Source organism: Yoonia sp. BS5-3 (assembly GCF_038069655.2).
GTDB classification, from domain to species: Bacteria; Pseudomonadota; Alphaproteobacteria; order Rhodobacterales; family Rhodobacteraceae; genus Yoonia; species Yoonia phaeophyticola.
Genome location: NZ_CP150951.2, coordinates 3,116,875 through 3,128,799, shown reverse-complemented (window position 1 = coordinate 3,128,799; position 11,925 = coordinate 3,116,875). Strand labels below are relative to the sequence as shown.

The 11,925-nt window shown below is 56.6% G+C and carries 12 protein-coding genes; 5 read left to right on the top strand and 7 right to left on the bottom strand.

All coding sequences use genetic code 11. The features are described from left to right. Positions 1 to 14 precede the first annotated feature (14 nt). Entirely contained in the window at positions 15 to 770 is a 756-nt protein-coding gene (locus AABB29_RS15900) for a cytochrome c biogenesis protein CcdA (protein ID WP_341365976.1), read from the bottom strand. A gap of 105 nt (positions 771 to 875) precedes the next feature. Between AABB29_RS15900 and AABB29_RS15895 the strand changes: the two genes are divergently transcribed. The 3 genes from AABB29_RS15895 (at position 876) to AABB29_RS15885 (ending at position 2,299) form a co-directional block, all read left to right on the top strand. Next, entirely contained in the window at positions 876 to 1,103 is a 228-nt protein-coding gene (locus AABB29_RS15895; protein ID WP_341365977.1) for a sulfurtransferase TusA family protein, read from the top strand. Between the two features lie 57 nt (positions 1,104 to 1,160). Beyond that, positions 1,161 to 1,670 carry a GNAT family N-acetyltransferase gene (locus tag AABB29_RS15890; RefSeq protein WP_341365978.1) on the top strand — a complete coding sequence of 170 codons (510 nt, stop codon included), beginning with the start codon at positions 1,161 to 1,163 and terminating at the stop codon, positions 1,668 to 1,670. 173 nt (positions 1,671 to 1,843) lie between these two features. Next, on the top strand, positions 1,844 to 2,299 hold the full coding sequence (locus AABB29_RS15885) for a RidA family protein (protein ID WP_341365979.1): 456 nt from the start codon (positions 1,844 to 1,846) through the stop codon (positions 2,297 to 2,299). Positions 2,300 to 2,377: 78 nt separating this feature from the next. Here AABB29_RS15885 and AABB29_RS15880 read toward each other — a convergent pair whose 3' ends face one another. Further along, positions 2,378 to 4,996 (bottom strand): ribonuclease E/G, encoded by a 2,619-nt coding sequence (locus AABB29_RS15880; RefSeq protein WP_341365980.1) that lies wholly within the window; start codon positions 4,994 to 4,996, stop codon positions 2,378 to 2,380. A 503-nt stretch (positions 4,997 to 5,499) separates the two neighbouring features. Here AABB29_RS15880 and AABB29_RS15875 point away from each other — a divergent pair. Continuing rightward, complete coding sequence (locus tag AABB29_RS15875) at positions 5,500 to 6,480, top strand: glycerophosphodiester phosphodiesterase family protein (protein ID WP_341365981.1); 981 nt, start codon at positions 5,500 to 5,502, stop codon at positions 6,478 to 6,480. Positions 6,481 to 6,537: 57 nt separating this feature from the next. Here the strand turns inward: AABB29_RS15875 and AABB29_RS15870 are convergent, their stop codons facing one another. The 5 genes from AABB29_RS15870 to purC all read right to left on the bottom strand — a co-directional run bounded on the left by AABB29_RS15870 (position 6,538) and on the right by purC (position 11,364). Then, a complete protein-coding gene (locus tag AABB29_RS15870) occupies positions 6,538 to 7,875 on the bottom strand; it encodes a sigma-54 dependent transcriptional regulator (protein WP_341365982.1) in 1,338 nt (445 codons plus the stop codon). Positions 7,876 to 7,886: 11 nt separating this feature from the next. After that, the gene (locus AABB29_RS15865) at positions 7,887 to 9,590 is read right to left on the bottom strand and encodes an ATP-binding protein (protein WP_373636620.1); all 1,704 of its coding nucleotides are present in this window, start codon (positions 9,588 to 9,590) and stop codon (positions 7,887 to 7,889) included. A gap of 95 nt (positions 9,591 to 9,685) precedes the next feature. Beyond that, the gene (gene purQ / locus AABB29_RS15860; protein WP_341365984.1) at positions 9,686 to 10,354 is read right to left on the bottom strand and encodes a phosphoribosylformylglycinamidine synthase subunit PurQ; all 669 of its coding nucleotides are present in this window, start codon (positions 10,352 to 10,354) and stop codon (positions 9,686 to 9,688) included. Further along, positions 10,354 to 10,584: a phosphoribosylformylglycinamidine synthase subunit PurS gene (purS, locus tag AABB29_RS15855; protein ID WP_341365985.1), complete on the bottom strand. Its 231-nt coding sequence runs from the start codon at positions 10,582 to 10,584 to the stop codon at positions 10,354 to 10,356. The genes purQ and purS overlap by 1 nt, the downstream gene beginning before the upstream one ends. Positions 10,585 to 10,599: 15 nt before the next feature. Beyond that, a complete protein-coding gene (gene purC, locus AABB29_RS15850; RefSeq protein WP_341365986.1) occupies positions 10,600 to 11,364 on the bottom strand; it encodes a phosphoribosylaminoimidazolesuccinocarboxamide synthase in 765 nt (254 codons plus the stop codon). A 136-nt stretch (positions 11,365 to 11,500) separates the two neighbouring features. Between purC and AABB29_RS15845 the strand changes: the two genes are divergently transcribed. Next, positions 11,501 to 11,815, top strand: coding sequence for a DUF1476 domain-containing protein (locus tag AABB29_RS15845; RefSeq protein ID WP_341365987.1), 315 nt, complete (start codon positions 11,501 to 11,503; stop codon positions 11,813 to 11,815). Positions 11,816 to 11,925 lie beyond the last annotated feature (110 nt).

Genomic DNA, 11,925 nt, shown 5'->3' with positions numbered 1-11,925 from the left:
GAAGCGATTAAGCGTTAGCCAAATGTTGCAAGGGATGGGAACTGCTCAAGCAGCCAATAGCTAAAGGCAGCAAACTGGCCGGTCAGCATCATCAGGCCGACGGTCCATAGCAGCAGGCCGGATATCCGCTCAATCCGTTCCATATGCCGTTTCATCCAGGCCATCACCCCGCGAAGACGCGGGAAAAACGCGGCCACAAGCAAGAAAGGAATACCAAGCCCCAAAGCATAGAATGCCAGCAGAACAGTCCCACGCGTGACGCTTGCCTCAGAGGCCGCAAGGCTAAGGATGGCCGCAAGAATTGGTCCCAGGCAAGGTGTCCAGCCAAAGGCGAAGGCGAGCCCCAAAAGATACGCGCCAAAGGCCGATCCGCCCCGGTCCCCCGCATCAGCACGCATTTCGCGGTCCAGAAAACCGATGCGGAATACGCCAACGAAATGCGCCCCAAGGATCATGATCACGGCGCCGGCACCGATGACAAACCATTCCTGCACTTGCAGCAACATCCGCCCCATGGCCGAAAACGCGATACCAAGCAGCAAAAACACGGTCGATAGGCCAAGGACAAAGAAAAGCGCTGAGATCAGCACGCGGCGGCGCGCGGCAGCGGCTTGTTCCATTTCGCTGACCGAAACGCCGCCCATATAGGCCAGATAGGGCGGTACAACCGGCAAAACACAGGGACTGAGAAACGAAAAGATACCAGCCAAGATTGCCACCAACATGGCGGGCAATAGCGCTGCGTCAAAAATGATTCCCGTATCAAGCATTCGGCTCTCCTTGACCCTTACCTACGGCACGAATCTAAAGACGTCACTGACGTTCTAGTCACAAGTCAGTGGACAAGTTGAAACATGCATCCTAACTGAGCGGTCATGACCAAAACACATCACCTTGATGCCAAGGGGCTGCTATGCCCCCTGCCCGTCCTAAAGGCCCGCAAACGGCTACGGTCTTTGGCGCCCGGCGATGTTCTAGAAGTCGAAGCAGACGATCCCGCCGCGATCATCGACATACCGCATTTTTGTAGCGAAGCCGGGCATGATCTAGTTAGTACCGAGGATCGCGGCGCAGTGCAGGTTTACATGATCCGCAAGGGCTGATTTTCTCCCGGATCAGGAACAGCGACGATCACCCTCAAAAACGTTGATTTTGAAGATATGAAACTGCGCAAAGCTCGACTCTCGGATGCATCTAGCATTGCGGCAATCTCAATTGAGGTGTGGCTGGGCACATATATCAAGAAGGGTGTAAACGCATTTTTTGCAGATTACGCCTTACAAACCTTCACGGATCAAAAGATGCAAAATCTGATGACATCGCCGACGGAGCACTTCACCGTATCAGAAAATGAGCAAGGGATCGACGGTTTCGTTCGTGTATCAGTGGGCAGCAAAGCCCCGGTCCCTGACTGCGATAGCTATGAGATTTCCACGCTTTATGTGCAACCCCGCCATCATGGCAAAGGGATCGGCAAACGTCTGCTGAATGCAGCGACGACATGTGCAAGGCAGCGGGGCGCGCGCTCCATCTGGCTCGCGACAAATGCCGAGAATGACTTGGCGATTGCATTTTATTTGGCCCAAGGGTTCAGCCAGGTTGGCGAGACACAGTTTCGCATCGATGACCAGGCCTATCTGAACAACGTCTATCGGTTGAATTTCGACTGACCACAGATGCCAGCGCCGACCAAGCTGCTATTTCACGGGCAGTTTGCCCAAAAATAACGCCCAGCTCTGCCATTTTCCGCCAGCTTCCGCCGCGCGCCCGGCCCCGCTCTGGACCATTGCCCAGCATCCGGTGAGCCTGCTGCCTATCAATCCAAATGAAAGGAGCCCGCGTGATGCTGTCTCAAAACCTTCCCAAATCACTTGTTCTTTCCGGCGTGATCAGCGCAATGGCCGGTATGGCCACCGCTGAAGCCGATTATCTGAATTCCGGCGCAGTGTTGCCGACCAATTTGCCGTTTTCCGAAGTCGTCGTTGCAGGCGATACGGTATATCTGTCTGGTCAGATCGGCAATGTGCCCGGCACATTGGAATTGGCCGAGGGCGGCGTGACAGGCGAATCCCGCCAGGTGATGGAGAACATCAAGACATCGCTTGAAGCGCATGGGTATAGCCTTGAAAACCTCGTCAAATGCACCGTTATGCTGGACAACATCTCTGAGTGGGGGGATTTCAACACGGTCTATGCGGAATATTTCGCACCGGGCCGCTTCCCGGCCCGCGCCGCCTTTGGTGCAGATGGCCTGGCCCTGGGGGCCGCGGTTGAGGTCGATTGCATCGGCGTCAAATAGGTGTGCTGAAACGCCAGACACCAAAATGAAAAGCCGCCCCACTGACTGGGGCGGCTTTTATTCTTGGATCAGCCTGCGCTAGCGGCCAAGGGACCACCAGCCTTTGCGCTTTGGCTTGGCCGGTTCGGCCTCGGGTTCCGGCGTGGCCGCAACAGGCTCTGGCGCCGGTTCCGGGGCGGGCGCGGGTTCTTCAGCTATCGGTGTCGGTGCCTCAGCTGCCGGTGTTGCAGGTTCCGGCGTTGCAGGTGGCTCTTCGGCAACCTCTTCCACCTTTTTGGGCTTGGCACGGCTACGGCGCTTTGGCTTTTCCTCTTCGCTTGGCTTCTCAGCCTCTACAGCGTCAGGTTTTTCAGCTTCAGCCGCCTCCGCTGCAGGCTCTGCCTTTTTCCGGCGGGTGCGCTTTTTCGGTGCTGGCTTTTCCTCAGTCGCCTCTTCAGGCGTTTCAGCGTCCGGCGCCGCTTCCGCTTCAGCCTCAGCTGCGGGTTCATCCGCCTTTTTACGCCGTGTGCGCTTGCGCTTTGGCTTTTCCTCTGGCGTCTCTTCGGTCTGCACGGCATCCGGCGTTGCAGCTTCTGCCTCTACCTCTTTGACCTGCGCATCGGCATCAGGCGTTTCGGCCGCGTTATCCGCATTTTCAGCCTGCTGGTTTTCACCACCATTGCTACCACCCCGGCGGCGACGACGACGACGGCGCTTACGCTTGGGCCGATCCTCTTCGCCGGTTTCTTCATCCGGGGTCTCATCAACAATGACGTCATCAGCATCATCCATGATCACCGCAGAGGTCACGACAGGCGCCGCATCCGGCACGATACGCGTGGCGGTTTTGAATTTCTCAATCGCATAATCAGGCGAAACCAGCGTCGGATCACATTCAATCCGAACCGACATGCCATAACGGGCCTCGATATCCGCGATATGTTCGCGTTTGCCGTTCATCAGGAAGTTGGCAATCGAAATCGGTGCTTTGATCAGCACCTCCTTGGAGCGGCCACGCACACCTTCTTCCTCAAGGCTACGCAGGATGGACAGGGCAACGTTGTCGTCAGACCGCAACAGACCCGTGCCGTGACAATGCGAACACATCTGCGTTGTGGCTTCCAACATGCCAGGGCGCAGACGCTGACGGGACATTTCCATCAGGCCAAAGCCGGAAATCCGGCCCACCTGAATGCGGGCACGATCCGTTTTCAGCTTCTCCTTGAAACGCTTCTCAACGGCGGCGTTGTTCTTGCGTTCGTCCATATCAATGAAGTCGATCACGATCAGACCGGCCAAATCGCGCAGGCGCAATTGGCGGGCCACTTCATCAGCGGCTTCCAGGTTGGTCTTGGTTGCGGTCTGCTCAATCGAGCCTTCTTTGGTTGCCCGGCCAGAGTTCACATCGATGGCGACAAGCGCCTCGGTGATGCCGATCACGATATAGCCGCCCGATGGCAGTTGGACCGTGGGGTTGAACATACCGTTCAGATAGCCCTCAACCTGATAGCGGGCGTAAAGTGGCAATTGCTCGGTGTAGAATTTCACGTTTTTGGCGTGGGACGGCATGATCATTTTCATGAAGTCCTTGGCGGTGCGATACCCCGCCTCGCCTGCGACGATCACCTCATCGATCTCTTTGGAATAAAGATCGCGGATCGACCGTTTGATCAGATCGCCTTCTTCATAAATCTTAGCCGGGGCAATGGATTTTAGCGTCAGCTCGCGGATTTGTTCCCACATACGCTGCAAGTATTCGTAATCGCGCTTGATCTCGGCCTTGGTCCGTTGCGATCCGGCGGTACGGATAATCAGCCCGGCGCCATCCGGCACTGTCATGCCGCTGGCGATCTCTTTGAGCTTTTTGCGATCCGCCGCATTTGTGATCTTGCGGCTGATGCCGCCACCACGGGCGGTGTTGGGCATCAAGACGCAATAGCGGCCCGCCAGTGAAAGATATGTTGTCAGGGCGGCGCCCTTATTGCCGCGCTCTTCTTTAACCACCTGGATTAGAAGAATCTGGCGGACTTTGATAACCTCTTGGATCTTATAGCGTTTCGGGCGCGGCTTCCGCACCGGGCGCACTTCGTCGGTGTCGTCTTCTTCAGCGACACTTTCAATGCTCTCATCCTTGGCGCCTGCATCAACGCTTGGCTGATCATCGCCTTCATCGGTATCTTCATCGCCTGCAGGGGTCTCAACCGGTGTTTCAGCGACCAGTTCCATGGGCGAGCTGCCTTCGTCTGGATCATCCAGATCGATGGTTTCCATCCCGCTGATATCAGTGCTGCTGTCATCGGGCGCTGTGTCAACCTCGGCCGTTACAACGGCGTCTTCGCCCTCAGCCTCGGCGGCTTTGGCCCTGCTGCGCCGGCGGCGTTTGGGCTTGGGTTTTTCTTCTTCCTCGTCCTGCGCTTTCAGACTTTCGGCATAGGCCTTTTCTTCGGCGATCAGCGCTTCGCGGTCCGCCACAGGGATTTGGTAGTAGTCAGGATGTATTTCCGAGAAGGCAAGGAACCCATGGCGATTGCCGCCATAATCCACAAACGCGGCCTGCAGCGATGGTTCAACCCGTGTAACCTTGGCCAGATAGATATTCCCAGCAAGCTGACGCTTGAACTGGCTTTCAAAATCAAATTCCTCGACTTTGTTCCCGTCGACCACAACAACGCGGGTTTCTTCCGCGTGTGTGGCATCGATTAGCATTTTCTTTGGCATTTTTTCCATTCGCATATAACCGCGGGGGCGCCCCAGGGGGCGCGGATATCCGTGTTACATGTCTGATTAAGGCGATCTGCGCGCGGGCAAAGTCCGGGCCCCTCAGGGCCGCTGCATCTTTGCCTCTCATCTGTGCGCGTTGCATCGCGTTTCTTCTCCGACCCCGGATCAGGTCCGGGGCCCGTTCAAGGCCCGGTCTGCGCAACACACGCGCAGCCAAGGGCGTTCTACTGGCCTTTCGGCCAAATCAGCTGTTCCTGCGCGCCGGGCATGTGGCCCCTATCGGCGGGAACAGAGAATCTCTGTCTGGGATAATCATGCACCGGGGGCACAAGTTATCCACATTCCATACATAAGGTAGGACAGGCCGGTATTACAATGGCAATTTCGCCCTACCACCCGGGTGGCCTGTTTCGGACACCCGGGCATCTCGCGCCTCGCATGCGAAGGTTAAGTTTTGGTTAATGTTGTCCATCAATGGCGAAGCGGACTAGGATGCGCGCATGAAACGCTTGTTTAAGAGGCTGGTAATCGGGGCCCTGCTGTTGATCGCGGCGCTTTGGGCCGGGAATACATCCCGCCTTGTATCTGGTCTGGATCAGCATCAAACGCGCCTGATTGCTCATCGCGGCGTTCATCAAATCTACGTGGGTACAGATCGATCAATCGATGCCTGCCATGCGGCACCTGTCGCCCCAATGACACATCGCTTCGTCGAAAACACCTTGTCCTCTATGCAAGAGGCATTCCGGCTTGGGGCCGATGTAGTCGAACTTGATATCCATCTGACGCCTGACAATGTCTTTGCGGTCTTTCACGATTGGACGCTTGATTGCCGGACAAATGGCAGCGGCGTGACAAACAGCCATCTTTTCGCGGATCTGCAAACACTTGATCTGGGCTACCGGATTGATGACGGCACCCAAACCTACCCGTTGCGCGGAACAGGGATTGAGCAAATGCCATCGCTCTCGCAGGTTTTTGCCGCCGAAATGGAGGGTCAGTTTCTTATCAACTTCAAAAGCCGTCGAACCGAGGAAGGTATCGCACTGACCAATATGCTGGCGGATACTAGGGTAAACACACAAGTTTTCGGCGTTTATGGCGGGCAGCCGCCAACCCGTGCGGCAACCGGCGCCCTGCCTGGTCTGCGGGGCTTTGACAGGGCGTCGATCAAAACGTGCCTCACGCGCTATCTGGCCTTAGGGTGGAGCGGCCATGTCCCGCAAGATTGCCAAAACACGATTCTCTTGATCCCGCAGAATTACGCGCCGCTGCTGTGGGGCTGGCCGCACCGGTTTACGCAGCGGATGAAGGCGGCAGGCACGACTGTCATTCTGGCCGGTCCCTATGATGGATCCGGCTTTTCAAGCGGGATCGATGATGCCGATACGTTCGCCAAAGTACCCGCGGATTTTGACGGGTATTTGTGGACAAACCGGATTGAGGTGATCGGCCCATTATTGGCAAACCAAGACAATTGAATGTCGAGTGGTAAAACAAGGCGGCAGACCGCCTTGTTGAAAACCGGTAAGGCCCGGTTACAGATAATCCGACCGCTGCAACCCGTATTTCGCCATCTTTTCGTTCAGCGTCCGGCGCGGCAGGCACAGCTCTTCCATCACAGACACGATTGAGCCCTTATGGCGGCGCATCGTGTTATCGATCAACATCCGCTCAAACGCCTCAACGAATTCTTTCAGCGGCTTGCCTTCGGTGGTCATTGCAGGCTTGGTCTCTTCCTCGTCGGTATCGGCCATCAGCAATGAAGCGATCGAGCCTGTACCACGCCGGTTCTGCAACACGGCGCGTTCGGCCACATTGATCAGCTGACGCACATTACCCGCCCAGGGGGCTTGCAATAGCTGGGCTGCTTCCTGGGCGCTGACCTCTGGCGCGTCGCAACCGTATTCATCGGCGAATTGCTCGCTCAGACGGGTGAAAAGCATCAGAATATCTTCGCCGCGTTGGCGCAGCGGCGGGACCGTGATGCGCAGGGCGGCCAGGCGATAAAACAGATCGGGGCGCAACACGCTTTCGCAGGTCTTGTCCTGCTCTTGCAGGTTACAGATCGCGATAATCCGGGTTTCCGCTGGCGTGCCTTGATCGTTAATCGCTGTCAGCAGACGCGATTGGAGCGAGTGGCTCAGGGCTTCGATATCCTCCAGCACCAAGGTACCGCCACGGGCCTCTTCCATGGCCGGGATCGGATCATCATCCTTGGCCGGACCAAAGATACGGCGGCCAAGCGTTTCCTCATCATAGGCCGAACAGCTGAGCAGCACGAATTTCTTGTTAGCGCGCGCGCCCACAGCATGCAGCGCATGTGCGACCAGGGTTTTGCCGGTACCAGTTTCACCCTCGACCAGCACATGCCCATCGGCTTGGCCCAGATCAAGAATATCTTCTTTCAGACGCTCCATCGGGACGGATTGCCCGATCAGCTTGCCCATCAGGGCCGTGCCATCAGACAATTCACGGCGCAGCGCACGGTTATCCAGGGTCAGACGGCGGGCCTGTGTGGCCTTTTTGGCCAGCTCGGTCATCCGGTCAGGGTTGAACGGCTTTTCAAGGAAATCAAATGCGCCAACACGCATTGCCTCAACGGCCATTGGAACATCCCCGTGCCCTGTGATCATGATCACCGGCAAAGAGCTGTCGACGCCTTTCAGCTTTTTCAGGAACTGCATCCCGTCCATGCCAGGCATCTTGATGTCGCTGACGACGATACCTGGATAGTCGTTGCCAAGGCCCTTTAGCGCATCTTCGGCGGATGCAAATGTTTCCGTGTCAAATCCCGACAGGGCCAACCACTGGCTGATCGACTGACGCATATCTTTCTCGTCATCGACAATTGCGATTTTCATAGCCTTGTTCATGGTTCTCTTCCTTACTCTGCCGCGGCGACGTCCTGCCTCATTGTGGGCAGTTGCACCTCAAAAATAGCCCCGCCATCAACCGCATTGCGTGCGGTCAGGCGCCCGCCCAAATCGTTCACGATGCCGGACGAGATAGCAAGCCCCAGACCGACCCCATCGCCGGGCGCCTTGGTCGTGTAGAACGGCTCAAACAGCTCATTGAGGTTTTCGATCCCCTCGCCATTGTCGCGGATTTGCAGACTGATCGTATCCCCTGCGGCCAGCAAAATCTCGACCGTTGGGTTATCTGCGGTTTTTGTCGCGTCCAGCGCGTTGCGCAAAAGATTGATAATCACCTGCTCAAGGCGCAGCCGATCACCTAAGATCATGACCGGATCATTGGGGATTGTGCGGATGATATTGACCGCGCGGGTTTTCAGCTGCGGCTCCATCATCGCAAGCGCTGTAGACACAGCGGCCCGTGTATCAACGGGTTCAAAGGCCTCAGCCCCTTTGCGGGCATAGGATTTCAGCTGGCGGGTGATCGCGCCCATCCGTTCAAGCAAATCATCGATACGCTGGAAAGACGATAGCGCCTCATCGGGGCGCTGGCGCTGCAACAGAAGCCGGGCACCGGCCAGATAGGTCTTCATCGCGGCCAGCGGCTGGTTCAGCTCGTGGCTCACAGCGGCGGACATCTCGCCCAGAGCGGCCAGCTTTGATGATTGGGCGATGGTCTGCTCGGCCACTTGCAAGGTCTGTTCGACCTTCTCACGTTCGGCAATTTCCCGCTGTAGCCTGCGGTTCAATGCGCGAAGCTCTGCTGACTCGCGTTGGAAGAAAACCAATCGTGACGCGGTTTTACGCGAGGTAAACCAAAAAACGATGGCCAGCAAAATGGCGAATCCCATCACCTCAAGCGCCAAGATGCCGTTCACCTGCTGACGGACCGAGGAATAGGTCGTGAAGCTGACCATTTTCCAGCCCTGATGCGGCACCCGCACTTCGCGGCGCAGCACCGCCTCGCCCTCAATATAGGCATCCGCAGGCAGGGCGGCCCAGCCTTGGGTAAAGCGGAACGCCCGTTCAATCGCAGATGGGGCGGATTCGATCTCAAGCGCTTCTTCTTCGGCCAGGCCGCGCCAGCGCGGGGCGGTCGACATGATGATGATGCCCTGACTGTCCGTGACAAAGACCGCATTTGACACACCCGTCCATCCGCGTTCCAGCCGTTCGGCATCTACGGCCACCATAATCACGCCCAGCAGTTCACCAGCCATTTCGATCTTGCGCGAATAGACAAACGCGAATCTGCCCTCTTCATCGCGATGGGTGGTGTAGACCGTCTGGTTATTGCGCTGCGCATTCACAAAATAAGGCGCATTGCGGTGATTCTCCCCCAGCACCTCACGGTCGGTCGCCGCCACTGCGCGCCCGTCCCGATCCAGCAGGGTCAGCGACGCCGCCCCTATTTCGTCCACAAAGGACAAAAGCCGGGATGTGGACATCGAATAATCACTGTTTTCGAGGGCGCTGATCAGTTCAGGATCACGGGCCAGCAATTGCGGCACAACCGAGTTGCGTTGCAAATCGCTCATCAAATTGGTGACATAGAGCGCCAACCGCACTTCTGAGCGGGCGCTGATCGTTTCGGTAAATCGCTTGGTCAGATATTGGTTGGAAACATAGATCACGATGACCGCGAAAAGGCAGATCACCAAGACCGACAGGCGCATAAACCAGCGCCCCTTTCCTCGCCGCAGCGAGTCTCTTCCAAACCCAAACATGGACCTACACTAAGTCCCTGCCCGGCCTACAGCAAGAACCCAAGTTAGGCGTTGGCAAATTGTCCGATCAGACCGCGGAACAAAGCCTGGCCATCCGTGCCGCCATGGCCTTCGTCCACGGCCCGCTCAGGATGGGGCATCAGGCCCAGAACGCGGCGGTTCTCGCTTAGAATACCTGCAATATCCGACACCGATCCGTTGGGGTTTTCGGTGTACCGGAACGCAACGCGATCTTCATCATCCAGCTGCGTCAGCATATCGGGATCAACGGTGTAATTGCCATCATGATGGGCAATTGGAAAACCAACCGTATCGCCCGCATTATACCCTTCGGTGAATGCACTGGCCGAGGTTTCGACCTTGAGCGGAATAGTCTTGCAGACAAATTTCAGACCTGCGTTGCGCATCAATGCGCCGGGCAGCAAACCCGTTTCGGTCAGGACCTGGAAACCGTTGCACACACCCAAAGCATAACCACCGCGTTCCACATGGCGGACGATATCGTTACAAATGGGCGACTGGGCCGCAATCGCGCCGCAGCGCAGATAATCGCCGAAAGAAAACCCGCCAGGGACAGCAACTAGATCAATGCCATCAGGCAGGCTGGCATCCTTGTGCCAGACCATCTGCACATCCGCGCCAGCGGCCTTCAGCGCAACCGCCATATCGCGATCACAGTTCGACCCAGGAAAAACGATAACGGCTGCGCGCATCACAGCACCTCGACCTGATAGCTTTCGATCACCGTGTTGGCGAGCAGCTTTTCACACATGTCCTTGATGGTAGCCTCAGATGTGCCCTCAGCCAGATCAAGTTCGATGACCTTACCCTGACGGACACCTTCGACACCGTCAAAGCCCAATGTGCCAAGCGCATGGCGTACGGCCTCTCCCTGCGGGTCCAAAACGCCATTTTTCAACATTACATGTACGCGGGCTTTCATGGGCGGGGTCCTTTATCAGTTAATCAGCGTCGGCTTGGCTGGCCGGTGGGTCACATTGGAAGGCATCACGCCCAAACGGCGGGCCACTTCGGTATAGGCATCGGCCAGATCGCCTAGATCACGGCGAAAGACATCCTTGTCCAGCTTCTGCCCGCTTTCGATATCCCAAAGGCGGCAGCTATCGGGGCTGATCTCATCTGCCAGGATCAGACGCTGAAAATCATTGTCCCAAACGCGGCCAATCTCAATCTTGAAATCCACCAGCTTGATGCCGACGCCAAACATAACGCCCGACATCCAGTCATTGACGCGCAAAGCAAGGCTGACAATGTCGTCAAGGTCCTGCTGGCTGGCCCAGCCAAAGGCGATGATATATTCCTCGGGAACCAGCGGATCGCCCAGACTGTCATCCTTATAGGAAAATTCAACAATGGGGCGCGGCAGCGGCGTGCCCTCTTCCATGCCCATACGTTTGGCCATAGTGCCCGCAGCGACATTGCGAACGATCACCTCAAGCGGAACAATCTCGGCCTGGCGGATCAATTGCTCGCGCATATTCAGGCGTTTGATGAAATGGGTGGGGATTCCCATGTTTGACAGGCCGGTCATGAAAAACTCGGACAGGCGGTTATTCAACACGCCCTTCCCTTCGACCACGGCCTTCTTCTCGGCGTTAAAGGCGGTTGCGTCATCCTTGAAATACTGGACGAGCGTGCCTGGCTCTGGGCCTTCATACAGGATCTTTGCTTTGCCTTCGTAAATCTTTTTACGGCGTGCCATTGCTCACCCCTTACCGACTGCGCAGACCCAACGCGAGCTGCCTCACTTGCGCGTCATAGTGCAAGCCCCCCTTGCGGGCAAGCACCAGCAAGGCCATATCTGGGACAAGATAACACCATCCAACAACGAGGGTTCCATGAACAGTTTTGATGATCGCGAAAATGCCTTTGAAGCAAAATTCGCCCATGATGCCGATATGCAATTCAAAGCAGAGGCACGGCGCAACAAGCTGCTGGGCCTTTGGGCGGCAGAATTGCTGGGCAAATCCGGTGCCGATGCGGATGAATACGCGAAAGAGGTGATCAAGTCCGATTTCGAAGAAGCGGGCGATGAAGATGTTTATCGTAAAGTCTCGGGCGATCTGGGTGCCAAATCCGATGAGACCACAATCCGCGCCAAAATGGCTGAACTGATGGCAGAGGCCAAGGCGCAATTGCTCAGCGAAATCTGATTAACTTTAAGTCTTAATCAGATTAACGGCGCGGCAGAGCCTCTGCGCCGCCGTTTGCACATCTGGGGCGAAAAACTTAACGGCTGCTTCATTCCGCCGCCCTACCCAAA